This window comes from Streptomyces coeruleorubidus, assembly GCF_028885415.1.
In the GTDB taxonomy this organism is placed as follows: Bacteria; Actinomycetota; Actinomycetes; order Streptomycetales; family Streptomycetaceae; genus Streptomyces; species Streptomyces coeruleorubidus_A.
This window is the reverse complement of record NZ_CP118527.1, coordinates 6,521,098-6,539,769: the sequence shown is the minus strand read 5'-3', so window position 1 is coordinate 6,539,769 and position 18,672 is coordinate 6,521,098. Positions and strand designations below refer to the sequence as shown.

At 72.3% G+C, this 18,672-nt stretch carries 10 protein-coding genes; 3 read left to right on the top strand and 7 right to left on the bottom strand.

What is annotated here, in order from left to right:
- Nucleotides 1-40 precede the first annotated feature (40 nt).
- From PV963_RS30500 to PV963_RS30475, 6 genes are all read right to left on the bottom strand, one after another.
- Nucleotides 41-670 carry a class I SAM-dependent methyltransferase gene (locus PV963_RS30500; RefSeq protein WP_274819280.1) on the bottom strand — a complete coding sequence of 210 codons (630 nt, stop codon included), beginning with the start codon at nucleotides 668-670 and terminating at the stop codon, nucleotides 41-43.
- A gap of 13 nt (nucleotides 671-683) precedes the next feature.
- The gene (gene nudC / locus PV963_RS30495) at nucleotides 684-1,628 is read right to left on the bottom strand and encodes an NAD(+) diphosphatase (protein WP_274819278.1); all 945 of its coding nucleotides are present in this window, start codon (nucleotides 1,626-1,628) and stop codon (nucleotides 684-686) included.
- Nucleotides 1,629-1,784: 156 nt separating this feature from the next.
- Entirely contained in the window at nucleotides 1,785-3,188 is a 1,404-nt protein-coding gene (locus PV963_RS30490) for a dipeptidase (RefSeq protein WP_274819276.1), read from the bottom strand.
- 10 nt (nucleotides 3,189-3,198) lie between these two features.
- Nucleotides 3,199-6,717 carry an ATP-dependent DNA helicase gene (locus PV963_RS30485; RefSeq protein WP_274819274.1) on the bottom strand — a complete coding sequence of 1,173 codons (3,519 nt, stop codon included), beginning with the start codon at nucleotides 6,715-6,717 and terminating at the stop codon, nucleotides 3,199-3,201.
- A gap of 91 nt (nucleotides 6,718-6,808) precedes the next feature.
- Nucleotides 6,809-10,405, bottom strand: coding sequence for an ATP-dependent helicase (locus PV963_RS30480; protein WP_274819272.1), 3,597 nt, complete (start codon nucleotides 10,403-10,405; stop codon nucleotides 6,809-6,811).
- A 269-nt stretch (nucleotides 10,406-10,674) separates the two neighbouring features.
- The gene (locus PV963_RS30475) at nucleotides 10,675-11,097 is read right to left on the bottom strand and encodes an MGMT family protein (protein WP_274819271.1); all 423 of its coding nucleotides are present in this window, start codon (nucleotides 11,095-11,097) and stop codon (nucleotides 10,675-10,677) included.
- Nucleotides 11,098-11,283: 186 nt separating this feature from the next.
- Here PV963_RS30475 and PV963_RS30470 point away from each other — a divergent pair, with 186 nt between their 5' ends.
- From PV963_RS30470 to PV963_RS30460, 3 genes are all read left to right on the top strand, one after another.
- The gene (locus tag PV963_RS30470) at nucleotides 11,284-14,112 is read left to right on the top strand and encodes a lysylphosphatidylglycerol synthase domain-containing protein (RefSeq protein ID WP_274819269.1); all 2,829 of its coding nucleotides are present in this window, start codon (nucleotides 11,284-11,286) and stop codon (nucleotides 14,110-14,112) included.
- Nucleotides 14,113-14,185: 73 nt separating this feature from the next.
- The gene (locus PV963_RS30465) at nucleotides 14,186-15,733 is read left to right on the top strand and encodes an alpha/beta hydrolase (RefSeq protein ID WP_274819268.1); all 1,548 of its coding nucleotides are present in this window, start codon (nucleotides 14,186-14,188) and stop codon (nucleotides 15,731-15,733) included.
- 136 nt (nucleotides 15,734-15,869) lie between these two features.
- Nucleotides 15,870-17,339 (top strand): alpha/beta hydrolase, encoded by a 1,470-nt coding sequence (locus PV963_RS30460; protein WP_274819267.1) that lies wholly within the window; start codon nucleotides 15,870-15,872, stop codon nucleotides 17,337-17,339.
- Between the two features lie 92 nt (nucleotides 17,340-17,431).
- On the opposite strand, the gene moeZ is transcribed toward PV963_RS30460, so the two are convergent.
- Nucleotides 17,432-18,610, bottom strand: coding sequence for an adenylyltransferase/sulfurtransferase MoeZ (moeZ, locus tag PV963_RS30455; RefSeq protein ID WP_274819265.1), 1,179 nt, complete (start codon nucleotides 18,608-18,610; stop codon nucleotides 17,432-17,434).
- Nucleotides 18,611-18,672: the final 62 nt, after the last annotated feature.

Sequence of the window (18,672 nt, the reverse complement as noted above, 5' to 3'; positions counted from 1 at the left end):
TCGCCGCAGTTTGGCCCGGGAAGGCGGTTCCTGAGACGGCTCAGGGACCGCCTTCTGGTGGTGTGCCCGATGGTTTGTCCCACACCACGACGTAGCGCCACAGCAGCGTGCGGCGGAAGGCGCAGCCGGGCAGCAGTCGGTGGACCGCCTGCCGGATCTCTCCCCACGACATGTGCACGTCCTGCATGGGCATCCCGGCCGGACTCCGCTTGCCACCGTGCCGACGGGCGTGCCACTGGCTCGCGGGCACGCCGCACGCGCTGATGACCCAGTCCAGGACCGTCCGGTTGGCGGCCATGCCGACGATCACCAGACGGCCGCCGGGCGCGGTAAGTCTGGCGAGGCGCGTGACCGCCTCCTCGAACGGCGCGTGGTGGACCACGGCGACCGCGCTGACGAAGTCGTAGGCGCCCTCGGGCAGGGACCCACCGGCGAGGAAGTCCGCCTCCAGGTACGTGACGTTGCCGGGCACGCGCGCGTGCTCGCGGGCGAGCTTGATCATCTCCGGCGAGCGGTCCACGCCCGTGACGGATGCCGCCCGCGCCGCGAGCTTGCGGGTGAGCAGGCCGTCGCCGCAGCCCGCGTCGAGGGCCTTGCCGCAGCCGTACGGGACAGCGTCGAGCACCTCGGGGTGGTGGTGGACGTTGTGGTTCCAGTACGGGTCGGACACGCGGGCGGTCCCGTCAGACGGCGCTTCTCGTCGGGAGCGGCTTGCCGTACCAGAGCTCGATCAGGCGGGCCGCGATCGAGATGCCGTACGGCGGGAGCACCTCGCCCGACTCGAAGGCGGCGCGCAGTTCGTCGCGGGAGAACCAGCGGGCCTCGTGGATCTCGTCGCCGTCGACCTCTATCTCGGTCGAGGTGGCGCGGGCCAGGAAGCCCAGCATGAGGCTGGACGGGAAGGGCCAGGGCTGGCTGGCGACGTATTCGACCTGGCCGACGGTGATGCCGACCTCCTCGTGGACCTCGCGGCGCACCGACTGTTCGATGGACTCGCCCGGCTCGACGAAACCGGCGAGCGTCGAGAAGCGGCCCTCGGGCCAGTGCACCTGGCGGCCGAGCAGGATGCGGTCGTCCTCGTCGGTCACGGCCATGATCACGGCGGGGTCCGTACGCGGGTAGTGCTCCGCGCCGCAGGCCTGGCAGCGGCGGATGTGACCGGCCGCGGCGATGACGGTGCGCTCGCCGCAGCGCGAGCAGAAACGGTGTGTGCGCTGCCAGTTCTCCAGGCCGACCGCGTGCACCATCAGGCCCACGTCCCGGGCGGACAGGAGCAGGCCCGCCTCACGCAGGCCCGCCGGACGCGCGGACTGGTCCATACGCCCGGGCAGGGAGTCCTTCTGGAGGGCGAAGTAGCTGACGCCGTCCTCGTCGATGCCGAGGAAGTAGCGGTGGGCCTCGGTGAGGGGGGCCTCGAAGGAGGGCGTCATGACGAGTTCGGTGCGCCCGTCCGCCGTCTCGTCGATGAGGACCTGGCCGCCGGAGACCACGAAACAGCGCGTGGAGGGGTGGCTCCACGCCGCCGCGAGCCAGGCCTCGTCGAGCCGGTGGTGCGCGGCCCGGTCGATGCCGCTCGGCGCGGTGAGCGAGATGGGTCGGTCGGCGTTCTGGTCGGTCCAGGTGGTCACGGGTGCTTCCAACTCCCCGGTGGAACGGTCGGGTTCGGCGGGCTGATCAGCGGGACGTACGGCGGGAGGCGACCGGGTCCGGCGGGGTTTCGCGGTGCTGGGGCGGCTCTTCCAGTGTGCCCCGCGCGCGCTGCCGGTCCGGACGGCACGGGACGCTCAGGGCGCATGGCGCCAGTGCTCGGCGAGGTCGCCCCACAGGTACGCGGTGGTCTCGACGCCCTTGAGGAGCAGGTCGAGTTCGACTTTCTCGTTCGGGGCGTGCCAGCCGTCGGACGGGACGGAGATGCCGAGGAAGAGCACGGGTGCGCCGAGGACGTCCTGGAGGTCCGCCGCCGGTCCGGAGCCTCCCTCGCGCGTGAAGCGGACCGGCTTCTCGAAGGCCCGGCCCATCGCGCGGACCACCGATTTCAGGGCCGGGTGGTCCAGCGGTGTCAGGCACGGGCGCGTGGCCCCGCTGAAGGTGATCTCGCAGCGGATCCCGGCGGGCACCTGCTGCTCGGCCCAGGCCCGGACCGCCTTCTCCACCTGGTCGGGGTCCTGGCCCGCCACGAGCCGGAAGGACAGCTTCACCATGGCGGAGGACGGCACGATGGTCTTGCTGCCGGGGCCCTGGTAACCGCCGCCGATGCCGTTGACCTCCGCGGTGGGGCGGGCCCAGACGCGCTCCAGGGTGGTGTATCCGGCCTCGCCCTGGGTGGCGTACGACCTGGCCGCGCGCAGCCACTGCCGCTCGTCGAAGGGCAGTTCGGCGAAGAGTTCCCGCTCGCGGTCGGTGAGTTCGACCACGCCGTCGTAGAAGCCCGGGATCGCCACGCGCGCGTGCTCGTCGTGCAGGGCGGCGACGAGGCGGGCGGCGGCGGTCGCCGGGTTGGGCACCGCGCCGCCGAAGGAGCCGGAGTGGATGTCCTGGTCGGGGCCGTGCAGCCGTATCTCGCACTCGGCGAGGCCGCGCATGCCGGTGCACACCGTGGGGGTGTCCTCGGACCACATGCCGGTGTCGGAGACGATCACGGCGTCGGCGGCGAGCCGCTCGGCATGCTGCTCGACGAGAGCCCGGAAGTGCGGCGAGCCGGACTCCTCCTCGCCCTCGATCAGCAGCTTCAGGTGCACCGCCGGGGTGGTGCGGCCGGTGGCGGCGAGGTGGGCGCGGACGCCGAGGGTGTGGAAGAACACCTGGCCCTTGTCGTCGGCCGCCCCGCGCGCGTAGAGGCGGTTCTCGCGGACGACCGGCTCGAAGGGTTCGGTGTCCCAGCCGTCCTCCCGGGCGGCGGGCTGCACGTCGTGGTGGCCGTAGACCAGCACCGTGGGGGCCTGCCGGTCGTCACAGGGCCACTCGGCGAAGACGGCGGGCGCGCCCGGGGTCTGCCAGACCTCGGCCGTCGGGAAACCGGTCTCCTTCAGCTTGGCGGCGAGCCAGTCGGCACTGCGTCGTACGTCGGGCGCGTGGTCCGGCTGGGCCGACACCGACGGGATGCGCAGCCACTCGGCGAGGTCGTCGAGGAAGGCGGCGCGATGCTGCTCGATGTACGTACGGACGACACTGTCCGGGGTCTGGCTCATGGTCACGAGCCTATCGGCCCGCACTGACGTCCTCGGAGTGCGGTTCCTCACCGGACGGCTCCTCGAGCAGCAGCCGCTCCAGCGCGGCCCGGTCCGGCAGGTCGTCCGGCCGTACGACCTCGCCGCTGCGCACGTACAGGAACGCGGCCGTGACCGACTCCAGCGGCACGCCCTGCTGCTCTGCCCAGGCGAGGCGGTAGACGGCCAGCTGGAGCGGGTCGGCGGTGCGGGTGCGGTTCGTCTTCCAGTCGACGATCTCGTACGTCGTCTCCTGACCGTCGCTCTCCCTGTAGACGGCGTCGATGCGGCCCCGTACGACGCGGCCGGCGATCTCGAGCTGGAAGGGGGCCTCCACCCGGTGGGGCGTGCGGTGCGCGTACCCGGTGCGTTCGAAGGCGTCCTTGAGGGCTTCCAGGTCCTGTTCGTCGGCGATCTCGGCGTCGCTGCCGGGCAGTTCCCCGGGCTCCAGGAACGGCAGCGTCAGCGCTTCGAAGCGGGCCTCGACCCAGGCGTGGAAGCGGGTGCCGCGGCGTGCGGCGGGCTGCGGCGGGCGGGGCATGGGGCGGGCCAGTTCCTGCGCGAAGCCGTCCGGGTCGGCGGCCAGGCGCAGCAGCTGGGACGCGGTGAGCGCTGCGGGCAGGGGGACCTCGGTGACGCTGTCGCGGGCGCGCAGGAGCTCTCCGGTGAGGGCGTCGAGGTCGCGGTCCCAGGAGGCGACGGTGCGGGCTTCCTCGGGGGTGAGCTGCGGGCGTTCCGGCGTCGTCGGGTGTGGGCGCGCGGCGGGGAGTTCCAGTGGGGCCGCCTGGTGCGGGACGGTGGGGCGGTCCGCCGGCCACTCGTCGCGGCCGGCCGGCCACTCGTCCCGGTCCGCCGGGTCTTCCGCGACGGCGTCGCCCTCGAAGGGATCGTCGTCGAACGGGTCCGGTTCGTCGTACGGAGGCTCGTCGTCCTCGGGGGGCGGCGGCCACTGCGGGTCGTCGGCCCCGTCCGGGTCGTGCACGGCCGCGGGGTGTCCGTCCTCGTGGGACGCGAGGTCCTCCAGGTGCGCCAGGACGGTCGCGGCGGCCGCGCGGCGGCGGGCCAGGGCCGCCTCGTCCAGGGGCAGGGGCCACACCTGGTCGGCGGTGGCCTGGTGCAGGGCCGGGTTCTCCTCGTCCTCGGGGGGTTCCTCCGCCCAGGCCTCGATCTCGCCGTACCCGGCCGCGCAGTGGTCGTGGAGGGCCTGGAGGAACGCGGACGGTCCGCGGCGCTTCTTCTGGGTGGGTCCCCACCAGTGGCCGGAGCCCAGGAGCAGGGAGCGGGGACGGGTGAAGGTGACGTAGCCGAGGCGGAGCTCCTCGGTGTGCTGGTGGTCCTTCATGGCCTCGTGGAAGGCCTTCAGGCCCCTGGGGTCCCAGGACTCCACGTCGGGCAGGGTGTCGGCGTCGCCGCGCAGCCGGTGCGGCAGGACCTTGCCCTGGGATGTCCACTTCTCGCGGCCCTGGCTGCTGGGGAAGGTGCCGGTGACCAGGCCGGGGACGACCACGACGTCCCACTCCAGGCCTTTGGACTTGTGGGCGGTGAGCACCTTGACGGTGTTCTCGCCGCCGGGGAGGGCGTTGTCGAGGCCCTTCTCGTACTGGGCGGCGGTGCGCAGGAAGCCGAGGAAGGCGAGGAGGGTGGCCTCGTTGTCGCCGGCGGCGAAGGAGGCGGCGACGTCCAGGAAGTTGGAGAGGGTCTCGCGGCGGCGCGCGGCCAGGGCGTGCGGGGACGCCGACAACTCGACCTCCAGGCCGGTGACGGCGAGGACGCGGTGCAGGACGTCCATCAGCGGGTCGGCCAGACAGCGGCGCAGCTCGCGCAGCTCGGTGGCCAGGCGGGCGAAGCGCACGCGCGCGTCGGGCGAGAAGGGCAGTCCGTCGTCGTCCCCATGGCCGTCCAGCGGCGTCTCCAGGAACGTGTCGAGGGCGTCCGCGAGCGAGATCACCTCGGCCGGGTCGACCCCCTCGACGGCCTCGGCGAGCCGGCGGTCCGGGTCTTCGTCGCCCTCCACGCGCGCGTGGGACACCAGGAGCCGAGCGCGCCTCCCCAGCAGGGCGAGGTCGCGCGGGCCGATGCGCCAGCGCGGGCCGGTCAGCAGTCGCACCAGGGAGGCGTTGGCGCCGGGGTCCTGGAGGACCTCGCAGACGGCGACGAGGTCGGCGATCTCGGGCAGGTGCAGCAGCCCGGACAGGCCGACGACCTCGACCGGGATGTCCCGTGCGACCAATGCGCCCTGGATCTCGGCGAAGTCGGTCGCCGTGCGGCACAGGACAGCGATCTCGCCGGGTGCCGTCCCGGTCCCTATGAGGTGGGCGACGGAGTCGGCGGCCCAGTCGATCTCCTCGGCGTGGGTGCGCAGCAGCGCGCAGCGCACCATGCCGTCGCGTTCGGCGCCGGGGGCCGGGCGGAGGGCCTCCACGCCCGCGTGCAGGGCCCGCAGGGGCTCGGCGAGGCCGTTCGCGAGGTCGAGGAGACGGCCGCCGCTGCGACGGTTCTCGCTGAGCGCCTGCCGGGTCGCGGGGCGGCCGTCGGCGTGGGCGAAGTGCTCGGGGAAGTCGTCGAGGTTGGCGACGGATGCGCCCCGCCAGCCGTAGATCGCCTGGCAGGGGTCGCCGACGGCGGTGACGGGATGGCCGGTGCCTTCGCCGAACAGACCGGCCAGGAGGACGCGTTGGGCGACAGACGTGTCCTGGTACTCGTCGAGCAGCACAACCCGGAACTCGTCGCGCAGCACGCGGCCCACTTCGGGGATCTTCGCGAGCCGGGCCGAGAGGGCGATCTGGTCGCCGAAGTCGAGCAGGTCCCGCTCGCGCTTGGCGGCCCGGTAGCGGGTGACCAGCTCGGCCAGTTCGCGGCGGGCGGCGGCCGCCTCGGGGACCTTGCGCAGGTCGGCGTTGGTGAGCTTGGCGCCGCGCAGGGTCAGCAGCAGTTCGGCGTCGTACGCGCGCAGCGCTTCGGGGCGTACGAGGTGCTCGGAGAGTTCGGCGTCGAGGGCGAGGAGGTCGCCGACCAGGTCCGGGAATGAACGGGTCAGCGCCGGGTAGCTCCCCGGGGCCTCGCGCAGCACGCGCGCGGCGAGCTGGAAACGGGTCGCGTCGGCGAGCAGCCGGGACGTGGGCTCGAGACCGATGCGCAGGCCGTGGCCGGTGAGCAGGCGGCCCGCGAAGGCGTGGTACGTGGAGATCACCGGCTCGCCCGGCGGGTTGTCCGGGTCGATGGCGTCCGGGTCTGTGACGCCGGCCCTGACGAGCGCCTTGCGGACGCGCTCGGCGAGTTCGGCGGCGGCCTTGTTGGTGAAGGTGAGGCCGAGCACCTGCTCGGGTGCGACCTGGCCGGTGCCGACCAGCCACACCACGCGTGCCGCCATCACCGTCGTCTTGCCCGAGCCGGCTCCGGCCACGATCACCTGCGGGGCTGGCGGCGCGGTGATGCAGGCCATCTGCTCAGGGGTGAACGGGATGCCGAGGAGTTCTTTGAGCTGTTCGGGATCGGTGATACGGGCTGGCACGTCAGAGAGGCTAGCGGCGGCCACTGACAGCGGCGGCCGGATCACTTTCCGGGGCGGAAGAAGCGCAGGTCAGCACATGTGGTGCGATAAGTCACTCGACGACATGGCGGCCCTCCTGCCGCGCGCTGCACGAGGACCGGAACGCGCAGTGCGTGCAGTGCTGACCGGTGGTCGGTGTGAACCGTTCGTCGAGGACCTTGCCGGCCGCGGTGGCCAGCAGGTCGCCGACCCACTCCCCCTCCAGCGGCTCCTGGGCCTGCACCTTGGGCAGGGTCTCGCCGCCGTCGCGCTGGGCGGCGCCCTGGCGCAGATGGACGAGTTCGGCGCCGCCCGGCTCGGGTCGCACACCGTCGAAGAGGTCGTCGACGGCACCCTCGCGGACGGCCAGCTGGTAGACGGCGAGCTGCGGGTGGCGCTCCACCTCCTTGCCGGTGGGCGCCTGCTTGCCCGTCTTGAAGTCGACCACGTAGGCACGGCCCTCGCCGTCCGCCTCCACGCGGTCCATCTGGCCCCGGATGCGCACCTGGTAGTCACCGGCTTCGAGGGTGACGTCGAAGTCGTGCTCGCTGGCAACCGGGGTACGCCCGGTGCGGTCCATGACGTGCCACTTCAGGAACCGCTCGAGTGCCACGCGCGCGTTGTCCTTCTCCTGGTCCGACTTCCACGGCGCGTCGAAGGCGAGGGCGTTCCACACGGAGTCGAGCCGTTCCATCAGGACGGAGAGGTCGGCCGGGGTGTGCCCGGAGGCGACCTCGTCGGCGAGGACGTGCACCACGTTGCCGAAGCCCTGGGCGGCTGTCGCGGGCGCGTCGGCCTTCACCTCGCGGCCCAGGAACCATTGCAGGGCGCAGGTGTTGGCGAGCTGGTCGAGGGCGCTGCCGGAGAGCACGACGGGCTGGTCGCGGTCGCGCAGCGGCACCTTGGACTCGGTCGGCTCGAACATGCCCCACCAGCGGTAGGGGTGCGCGGACGGCACCAAGGGGCGGCCGTCCTCGTCGGCGAGCGCGGCGAGCCGGGCGAGGCGGCGGGCGGCGGCCTCCCGGAGGGCGTCGGAGACGCGCGGGTCGACGGTGGTGGCGCGCAGTTCGGCGACGAGCGCGGCGACGGACAGGGGGCGGCGCGGGCGTCCCGTGACGTCCTTGGGTTCGACGCCGAGTTCGGTCAGGAAGCGGGAGGGCTGGTCGCCGTCGTCCGCCGGGGTCTTGACCGCGGTCACGACGAGGCGTTCACGCGCGCGCGTGGCGGCCACGTAGAACAAGCGGCGCTCTTCGGCGAGCAGCGCGCCGGGGGTGAGGGGTTCGGCGAGTCCGTCGCGGCCGATGCGGTCGGCCTCCAGCAGGGAGCCGCGGCGGCGCAGATCGGGCCACAGGCCCTCCTGGACGCCCGCGACGACCACGAGGCGCCATTCCAGGCCCTTGGAGCGGTGCGCGGTCATCAGGCGGACCGCGTCGGGGCGTACGGCACGGCGTGTGAGGGTGTCGGCGGCGATGTCCTCGGCCTCGATCTCCTCCAGGAAGTTGAGGGCGCCCCGGCCGCCGGTGCGCTCCTCGGCACGGGCCGCGGTCGCGAACAGCGCGCAGACGGCGTCCAGATCGCGGTCCGCGTTGCGCCCGGCCGCGCCGCCCCGGCGGGCGGCCCGCTCCAGCCGGGTCGGCCACGGCGTGCCCTCCCACAGGTCCCACAGGGCCTCCTCGGCCGTACCGCCGCCCGCCAGCCGCTCACGGGCCTTGCGCAGCAGCGCGCCGAGGCGCTGGGCACCGCGCGCGTATGTGGGGTCGTGCACGGCGAGGCGCTCCGGCTCGGCGAGTGCCTGCGCGAGCAGCACGTCGGAGGGCGGCGGCAGTGGGTTGCCCGCGGCCCGTTCCTCGTCGCGCAGGGCCCGGCCGAGGCGGCGCAGGTCGGCGGCGTCCATGCTCGCCAGCGGGGAGCTGAGGAGGGTGAGGGCCGTCTCGGTGTCGAGCCAGCAGGTGTCCGGCTGCGCGGAAGGGGCGTCCTCGGAGGAGGTGTCCCTCTCGGGGTCCTGAGGCTCGGCAGGTCCCGTCTCGGAGTCCTGAGGCTCGGCAGGTCCCGTCTCGGAGTCCTGAGGCTCGGCAGATCCCGCCTCGGAGTCCTGAGGCTCGGCAGATCCCGCCTCGGAGTCCTGAGGCTCGGCAGATCCCGCCTCGGAGTCCTGAGGCTCGGCAGATCCCGCCTCGGAGTCCTGAGGCTCGGCAGATCCCGTCTCGGAGTCCTGAGGCTCGGCAGATCCCGTCTCGGAGTCCTGAGGCTCGGCAGATCCCGCCTCGGAAGTCCCCGCCTCCGCCGTGGCCACCGCCCGCAGCGCCGTCAGCAGCGGTGCCACCGCCGGTTCGTGGCGCAGGGGCACGTCGTCGCCGTCGACGTCCACGGGTACGCCGGCCGCCGTGAGGGCGCGGCGGACCGTCGGGATGGTCCGGGAGCCGGCGCGCACCAGGACGGCCATCTCGCTCCAGGGGACGCCGTCTTCGAGGTGGGCCCTGCGGAGGATGTCGGCGATGTTGTCCAGCTCCGTCCCGGCCGTCGGGTACGTGTACGCCTCGACGCGGCCGCCGTCCCGTACGGGGGCGAGTTCGCGGTGGGCGCGCACCTTCTCGGCGGGCAGGCGGGTCAGCGGCATGCGCTGGGTCAGCAGCCGGGTGGCGGCCAGCAGGGCGGCGCCGGAGCGGCGGGACGTGCGCAGCACCGCGACCGGGGCCGGGCGGCCGTCCGCGCGCGGGAAGGCGTGCGGGAAGTCGAGGATGCCGTTCACGTCCGCCCCGCGGAACGCGTAGATCGACTGGTCGGGGTCACCGAAGGCGACGAGGGTGCGGCCGCCGCCGGCCAGCGCGTGCAGGAGTCGCACCTGAGCGGGATCGGTGTCCTGGTACTCGTCGACGTAGACGGCGTCGTACCGGGCGGCGAGCCGCGCGGCGACCTCGGGCCGGCGGGCGAGGAGCACCGCGCGGTGGACGAGTTCCGCGTAGTCGATCACACCCTGGAGGTCGAGCACGTCGAGGTACTCGGCGAGGAAGGCGGCGGCGGCGCGCCAGTCGGGGCGTCCCGTACGGCGGGCGAAGGCGTCCAGGGCGTCCGGGCCGAGACCCAGTTCACGGGTGCGGGCGAGGACCGCGCGGACCTCGTCGGCGAATCCACGGGTGGTCAGGCAGGCGCGCAGTTCGTCCGGCCAGCGCACGTGCGCGAGGCCCAGCCGCTCCAGGTCCACCTGGCCGGCGAGCAACTCCCGGACCGAGACGTCCTGCTCGGGGCCGGACAGCAGCCGCAGCGGCTCCACGAACAGGTCGCTGTCCTGGTGTGCGCGGACCAGGGCATAGCAGAACGAGTGGAAGGTGGTCGCCTGGGGAGCGCGGGCCGCGCCGCTCCGCAGAGCCATGCGGTCGCGCAGCTCGACGGCAGCCCTGCGGCTGAAGGTGAGCACCAGGATGCGCTCGGGGTCCCCGCCCCGGGCGGTGCGCTCGGCCACGGACTCGACGAGCGTGGTGGTCTTGCCCGTGCCCGGACCTGCGAGAACGAGCAGCGGGCCGGTGGTGTGGTCAACCACGGAGCGCTGCGAGGCGTCCAAAAGAGGGGGGTCCACGCGGGCAGGAGGGGTACGTACCAGTCGGTAAGCGCCACGGCTCCCCCGCCGCACACGAGGGTGCGACAGGCCGCTGGTGGAGGAAGAGGAGCTCATCACGTGGTTCGCCGGTCCTGGTGGAAGTGCTGGTTGACGGGCCACCGCGCGTGGCAGGCGGTGACCGCGGGGTGACGGGGACGCGTGCAGCCGACGCTACGCCGACGGGCGAGGCGGAAGCAGGGCTTCCCCTTCTTCCCGCCCGTCACTCGGGGCGCTCAGGGCACTCATGTCCCTGCTCTCACGAACGTACGTCATGCCGACGGCGTGCCCCGATTCCCCCGTCCGGATCACGGGTCACACGCAAGGGCGTCCGATGGCGGAAGCTGTCAGGTGTGACCCTCCGCGCGTTCGCCGCCGTCCCAGCGCGCCCGTCTCATGTCGAGGCGCGGCAGGTGGCCCTCGGCGGCCCGGCTCGCCTGCTTCAGGGGCGTGCCCTCCGCGCGGTAGTGGCCGAGCGCCCGCTGCTCCTGCCCCGGGAGCAGGACGCCGTCCGCGCGGACGACACGCCACCACGCAACGGCACCGCCGTAGAGAGCCATCACGCGGCCGACCTGCCGCGGACCGCCCTCCTCCAGCCACTCCGCGACGTCCCCGTATGTCATGACACGGCCCGGCGGGATCAGTTCGGCCACCTCCAGGACCCGCTCGGCGTACACGGGCAGCGCTTCCCCGGGCTCCTCACGGGTGTCGTCGTACCCCGCGTGGGCGCCCTGCGCGCCGGCGTCCTCCGGAAGACTCTCCTCACTCATCCGCCCCATCCTGCCCCATCCCACCGACAACGGGACGGGCGTGCTCCGGAGCGTTTCCCTCACCCGGCAGGAGCGCGTCGGGCAGACTGTCCGCCCCCGCATGTGCACCCTGATGCCCCCGTGTGTCGGTGCGGCATGCCACCATCGTGCGGGCGGTGACCGGTGATACGAGACCAAGAAGAGACGATGAAGCAGCAGGGTGCGCACCCCGAGGACGCGGAGGGCACCTCTGACGCTTCGGCGCGCCCGGGCACCCCGGACGACGGCCCGGAGCCGACCGGCGACCAGGCGGGGACGGCCACCAAGGGGGCAGGCGAGAAGGCTCCTGCGGCAGCCGAGAGGTCCGGCGAGAAGACCCCGACAGCACCCGAGAAGTCCGGCAAGAAGGCCCCGACGGCAGCCGAGGACGAGGACACCGTGCACATCGACGAGGTGGAGGGCGACGAACCGCTGCTCCCCGCGCGCGTGCACCGACCGTCCGATCTGATGCGGCTCCTGGTGGGCGTGCTCGCCGTCGCGCTGCTGATCGGCATCGCCGCGTTCGCGCACGGCACCACCTCGGGCCTCGAACAGGACATCAACAAGGGCACGGGCCAGGCGCCCGACCTGCTCATCAAGATCGCGGGGCTGGCCTCCAGCATCGCGATCCTGCTGGTGCCGGTCGCCTTCGCCATCGAGCGGCTGATCAAACGGGACGGGCTCAGAATCGCCGACGGTGTGCTCGCGGCTGTCCTGGCCCACGGTGTGACCCTCGCCACCGACCTGTGGGTCGCCCGCGCCGCCCCCGACTCGATCCAGGAGGCGCTCACCCAGCCCTCCCCCGGTGACATCCACGCGCTGACCGACCCCGTGCACGGCTATCTGGCGCCCGTCATCGCGTACATGACGGCCGTCGGCATGTCGCGCAGGCCCAGATGGCGCACGGTGTTGTGGGTCGTGCTGCTCCTCGACGCCTTCTCGATGCTCGTCACCGGGTACACGACACCGTTCTCGATCATCCTGACGGTGCTGATCGGCTGGACCGTGGCCTACGGCACGCTCTACGCGGTCGGCTCGCCCAACGTCCGGCCCACCGGGCAGACGCTGATGGCGGGCCTGCGGACCGTCGGCTTCCGCCCGGTCAGCGCGTCCCGCGAGGACACCTCGGACAACCCGGACACCGGTGACCGGGGCCGCCGCTACTTCGTCACGCTCGAGGACGGGCCGCCGCTGGACGTGACGGTGGTCGACCGGGAGCAGCAGGCCCAGGGCTTCTTCTACCGCACCTGGCGCAATCTGACCCTGCGCGGCTTCGCCACCCGCAGCAGCCTCCAGTCGCTGCGCCAGGCCCTGGAGCAGGAGGCGCTGCTGGCGTACGCGGCGATCGCGGCCGGTGCCAACGCGCCCAAGCTGATCGCCACCTCCGAGCTCGGTCCCGACGCGGTGATGCTCGTCTACGAGCACAGCGGCGGCCGCACCCTGGACTCGCTGCCGGACGAGGAGATCACCGACGACCTGCTGAGCGACACCTGGCACCAGGTGAAGGCTCTTCAGTCCCGGCGCATCGCGCACCGCAGGCTGGTCGGCGACGCGATTCTGGTGGATCGTTCCGGCACGGTGATCCTCACCGACCTGCGCGTCGGCGAGATCGCGGCCGGCGACCTGCTGCTGCGCATGGACACGTCCCAGTTGCTGGTGACCCTCGGCCTCCGGGTGGGCGCCGAGCGGGCGGTCGCCTCGGCGGTGGAAGTGCTCGGCCCGGACGCGGTGGCGGACTGTCTGCCGATGCTCCAGCCCATCGCGCTCAGCCGCTCCACGCGCGCGACGCTGCGCAGACTGGCCCGGGAGCGGGCACAGCGCGAGCGCGAGGCGGTCCTGGAGGCGTCCCGGCAGGCCAAGCAGGCGCGCCTGGAGGACGCCTCGGACGACGCCGTGCCGGTGCTGGAGAAACCCGACAAGAAGGCCGTACGGGCGGAGCAGCGGGCCGAGAAGCGGGCCATCGACGAGGCCCTCGAGGATGCGCGCGAGGAGGACCTGCTCACGCAGATCCGGCACGAGGTGCTGCGGATCAGGCCACAGGCACCGGTCGAGCCGGCCCGGCTGGAGCGGGTGCGGCCGCGCACGCTGATCAGTTTCATGGCCGGCGCGATCGGCGCGTACTTCCTGCTGACGCAGCTCACGCACATCGAGTTCGGTCCGCTCATCGCGAACGCCGAATGGGGCTGGGTCGCCGCGGCCGTGCTGTTCTCGATGGGCAGCTACGTGGCGGCGGCGATGGCTCTGCTGGGGTTCGTGCCCGAGCGGGTGCCGTTCGTGCGGACCGTGGCTGCGCAGGTCGCCGGGTCGTTCGTGAAGATCGTCGCCCCGGCGGCGGTGGGCGGTGTCGCCCTCAACACGCGCTTCCTCCAGCGCGCGGGAGTGCGGCCGGGGCTCGCGGTGGCGAGCGTCGGAGCGTCGCAGCTGTTCGGGCTCGGCTGTCACATCCTGATGCTGCTGGCCTTCGGCTATCTGACCGGCACCGAGAAGACGCCGTCGCTGTCGCCGTCCCGGACCGTCATCGCCGGTCTGCTGACGGTGGCGGTGCTCGTGCTCGTGGTGACCTCGGTGCCGTTCCTGCGGAAGTTCGTCGTCACGCGCGTGAGGTCGCTGTTCGCGGGTGTCGTGCCGCGCATGCTGGACGTGCTCCAGCGGCCGCAGAAGCTGGTCACCGGCATCGGCGGCATGCTGCTGCTGACCGCCTGCTTCGTGATGTGCCTGGACGCGTCGATCCGCGCGTTCGGCGACGAGTCCACGTCGATCAGCCTCGCCAGCGTCGCCGTCGTCTTCCTCGCGGGCAACGCCCTGGGGTCCGCGGCGCCGACCCCGGGCGGTGTGGGCGCGGTCGAGGCGACCCTGACGGTCGGTCTGATCGCCGTCGGGCTGCCGAAGGAGGTCGCGGCACCGGCGGTCCTGCTGTTCCGGCTGCTGACGCTGTGGCTGCCCGTGCTGCCGGGCTGGCTGGCCTTCAACCATCTGACTCGCAAGCAGGCCCTTTAGCCTCACTGAACCCTCTTACCTCATACGGCACGCGTCCCGAGCGCCCCGCCCCGGACCGCCGCAGGATGGAACCATGCCAACCCTCCTCCGGCTGCGCGCCGCCGCACTGACCGCCACCGCCGTGCTGCTGTCCACCGTGCTGGCCGGCTGCGGTGACGACGACGCCGAGGACGAGGACCTGACGAAGCAGGAGCTGAGCTGGGAGGACTGCCGGGCCCCGTCCGATGCCCAGGGAGGGGGCGCCGCGCCCTCACCGCTGCCGGACGGCGGCGATTGGCAGTGCGCCACCATGAAGGCGCCGCTCGACTGGGACGACCCCAAGGGCGACACCATCGACCTCGAACTCATCCGGGCCCGGACCAGCGGCACCGGGAACGCACGCATCGGCTCGCTCATCTTCAACTTCGGCGGCCCCGGCGGCTCGGGCGTCACCTCGCTGCCGGCCTTCGCGGAGGACTACGAGACCCTGCGCACCCGCTACGACCTGGTCAGCTTCGACCCCCGCGGAGTCGGCCGCAGCGCCCCCGTGATCTGCCAGAACGACCAGCAGCTCGACGCGTACTTCCAGCAGGACGCCACGCCCGACGACACCGCCGAGCGCACCGAACTCCTGGAGAACACCAAGGAGTTCAACGAAGCCTGCGAGCAGAACTCCGAGCGGATCCTGCCGCACGTACGCACCACCGACGCGGCCCGCGACCTGGACCTGATGCGCCAGGTCCTGGGCGACGGGAAACTGCACTACTTCGGCATCTCCTACGGCACCGAACTCGGCGGCGTCTACGCCCACCTGTTCCCCGAGCGGGTCGGCCGCGCCGTGTTCGACGCCGTCGTCGACCCCACGCAGAACGCCGAACAGGGCTCGCTCGGGCAGACCAAGGGCTTCCAGCTCGCGCTGGACAACTTCGCCGAGGACTGCGTGTCGAAGGCCGAGGAATGCCCCGTCGGCGACAGCGCGCAGGACGTGAAGGACCGCATCGCCGGACTGCTGAGGGACCTCGACCGCACTCCGGTCCCGGGTGTCTTCCCGCGCGAGCTGACCCAGACCGCGGCGACCAGTGGCATCCTGCAGGCGCTGTACTCGCAGGACTTCTGGGAGTACCTCACCGAGGGCCTGCAACAGGCGTACGACGGCGACGGCAGCATCCTGATGCTGCTGTCCGACTCGATGAACGGGCGCAAGGAGAACGGCGAGTACAGCAACATCGCCGCCGCCAACGCCGCCATCAACTGCGCGGACGACAAGCCCCGCTACGACGCCGCCTTCGTGGAGCGGAAACTGCCCGAATTCCGGGCGGCCTCCCCCCTGTTCGGCGACTACATGGCCTGGGGCATGATCACCTGCACCGACTGGGCCGTGCCGGGCGCCGCCGACCACCCGGTCGTGAGCGCGCCTGGCTCGGCGCCGATCCTGGTGGTCGGCAACACCGGCGACCCGGCCACCCCGTACGAGGGCGCGCGGAAGATGGCGGAGGCGCTGGGCAAGGGGGTCGGCGTCGAGCTGACGTACCGGGGGCAGGGACACGGCGCGTACGACAGCAAGAACAAGTGCGTGCAGGACGCGGTGAACGGCTATCTGCTGGACGGAAAAGTGCCGCGGGCGGGGACCGTCTGCACCTGAGATCAGCCCTGGGCTAGACAAACGCACAGGTCAGAGGGTTATCCACAGGCTGCGACGGCCGGCGCGGGATCTGCCTACCATGGCCTGACCGCCATCCGCGGCACGGTGCGGACGGCCAGTGAGGGGGGATGGGCACATGACGCGTTTCGCACGGTGGACCGCTCTGGCGGTCGCCTCGGCACTGCTCGCCGCAGGGTGCAGCGGCGGCTCGTCGGACGACGACAAGGGCGGGCTCGCCTGGGGCCGCTGCAAGGCCACCGCCGACGGCCCCGCGCCGAGCAGCGACTGGCAGTGCGCGACGCTGAAAGCGCCGCTGGACTGGTCGAAGCCGGACGGCGAGACGATCGGGCTGGCGCTGATCCGCACCAAGGCCCGCGGTGACGACCGCGTCGGCTCGCTCCTGTTCAACTTCGGCGGCCCCGGCGCCTCGGGCGTGTCCATGATGCCGTCGTACGCCCCGACCGTCTCCCGGCTGCGTGAGCGCTACGACCTGGTGAGCTGGGACCCGCGCGGGGTCGGCGCCAGCGAGGGCGTGCGCTGCCGCGGCGACAAACAGATCCAGGCGGCAGAGTCGGTGGACGTCACCCCGGACACGCCCGCCGAGGAGAAGGCGTACTTCCAGGACGCCGCCGACTTCGGCAAGGGCTGCCAGAAGGATGCCGGGAAGCTGATGGCGCACGTGTCGACCGCCGACTCTGCCCGCGACATGGACCGCATCCGGGAGGTCCTCGGCGACGAGAAGATGCACTACTTCGGCATCTCCTACGGCACCGAACTGGGCGGCACATATGCGCACCTGTTCCCGAAGAAGGTGGGTCGGATGACCCTGGACGCGGTCGTCGACCCCGGCGCCGACACGGTGGGGCATGCCAAGAACCAGGCCAGGGGCTTCCAGCGCGCGCTGAACGGCTACCTCGAGTCCACGGGTCAGGACCCGGCGGAGGGCTCGCGGAAGATCGCGGACCTGCTGCGGCGGATCGACGCCCGGCCCCTGCCGGCGGGCACGCCCGGGCGGAAGCTGACGCAGACGCTCGCGGCCACCGGCATCATCCTGCCGCTGTACAGCAAGGACAGCTGGCCGACGCTGACCAGCGCCCTCGACGCGGCCGAGCGGGGAGACGGCTCGGAGCTGCTGGCCCTCGCCGACGGCTACAACGAGCGTGATCCGTCGGGACGCTACGGCACGACGACCCACTCGCAACGGGTCATATCGTGCCTGGACGGCAGGCAGCGGCCGACCGCGGCGACCACCAGGAAGCTGCTGCCGGAGTTCGAGAGGATCTCCCCGGTCTTCGGGACGTTCCTCGGCTGGGACACGGCCGGCTGGTGCCACGACTGGCCGGTGCCCGGGCAGCACGACACCCCGGAGGTGAGCGCCCCCGGCGCGGCACCGGTCCTGGTGGTCGGCAACACCGGCGACCCGGCCACCCCGTACGAGGGGGCCCGCAGGATGGCCGACGAGCTGGGCAAGGGCGTCGGAGTGATGCTCACCTGGCGGGGCGAGGGACATGGCGCGTACGGCAGTGGCAGCGACTGTGTCGACTCCACGGTGGACGCGTATCTGCTGGACGGGACGGTGCCGAAGGACGGCAAGGTCTGCTCATGACGACGGCGGGGGCTCCGGGCACCCGTGGTGCGCGAAGCCCCCGCCGCTCGCGAAGGGAGGCCGGATACGGCTCGGTATGCCGGCTCGTCCGGTCAGTACACCGGCTTGTCCGGCTCGATCTGGTTGACCCAGCCGATCACGCCGCCGCCGACGTGGACCGCGTCCGAGAAGCCCGCGGACTTCAGGACCGCGAGGACTTCCGCACTGCGGACACCCGTCTTGCAGTGCAGGACGATCTTCTTGTCCTGCGGGAGGCTCTCCAGGGCGGTGCCCATGAGGAACTCGTTCTTCGGGATCAGCCGGGCGCCCGGGATGGAGACGATCTCGTACTCGTTCGGCTCGCGGACGTCGATGATGTCGATGCCCTCGCCGTCGTCGATCCACTCCTTGAGCTGCTTGGGAGTGATCGTGGAGTCGGCGGCCGCCGCCTGGGCCTCCTCGGAGACGACGCCGCAGAAGGCCTCGTAGTCGATGAGCTCGGTGACGGTCGGGTTCTCGCCGCAGACCGCGCAGTCGGGGTCCTTGCGGACCTTGACCTGGCGGTACTGCATCTCCAGGGCGTCGTAGATCATCAGTCGGCCGACCAGCGGCTCACCGATGCCGGCGAGCAGCTTGATGGCCTCGTTGACCTGGATGGAGCCGATGGACGCGCACAGCACGCCCAGGACGCCGCCCTCGGCGCAGGAGGGGACCATGCCGGGGGGCGGGGGCTCCGGGTACAGGCAGCGGTAGCAGGGGCCGTGCTCGGACCAGAAGACGGAGGCCTGGCCGTCGAAGCGGTAGATCGAGCCCCACACGTACGGCTTGTTCAGCAGCACGCAGGCGTCGTTGACCAGGTAGCGGGTCGCGAAGTTGTCCGTGCCGTCGACGATCAGGTCGTACTGGCTGAAGATGTCCATCACGTTGTCGGCCTCGAGCCGCTCCTCGTGAAGGATCACGTTCACGTACGGGTTGATGCCCTTGACGCTGTCGCGGGCGGACTCCGCCTTGGGGCGGCCGATGTCGGCCTGGCTGTGGATGATCTGACGCTGCAGGTTCGACTCGTCGACCTCGTCGAACTCCACGATGCCGAGGGTGCCGACGCCTGCGGCGGCCAGGTACATCAGCGCCGGCGAGCCCAGGCCGCCGGCGCCCACACACAGCACCTTGGCGTTCTTCAGCCGCTTCTGCCCGTCCATCCCGACGTCGGGGATGATCAGGTGGCGGGAGTACCTGCGGACCTCGTCTACGGTGAGCTCGGAAGCCGGCTCGACCAGGGGTGGCAGCGACACGGGGACTCCGTTGGTCGGTCAATCACTACGGTTGTTCTCCCCGTAACAGTGCCATGTGCTTT

What these genes read in the sequence shown, in the direction of transcription:
- PV963_RS30460 (WP_274819267.1), top strand. Translation starts at nt 15,870, where the DNA reads ATGACGCGTTTCGCACGGTGGACCGCTCTGGCGGTCGCCTCGGCACTG.
- PV963_RS30480 (WP_274819272.1), bottom strand. Translation starts at nt 10,405, where the DNA reads ATGAGCTCCTCTTCCTCCACCAGCGGCCTGTCGCACCCTCGTGTGCGG.
- PV963_RS30465 (WP_274819268.1), top strand. Translation starts at nt 14,186, where the DNA reads ATGCCAACCCTCCTCCGGCTGCGCGCCGCCGCACTGACCGCCACCGCC.
- PV963_RS30490 (WP_274819276.1), bottom strand. Translation starts at nt 3,188, where the DNA reads ATGAGCCAGACCCCGGACAGTGTCGTCCGTACGTACATCGAGCAGCAT.
- PV963_RS30475 (WP_274819271.1), bottom strand. Translation starts at nt 11,097, where the DNA reads ATGAGTGAGGAGAGTCTTCCGGAGGACGCCGGCGCGCAGGGCGCCCAC.
- PV963_RS30470 (WP_274819269.1), top strand. Translation starts at nt 11,284, where the DNA reads ATGAAGCAGCAGGGTGCGCACCCCGAGGACGCGGAGGGCACCTCTGAC.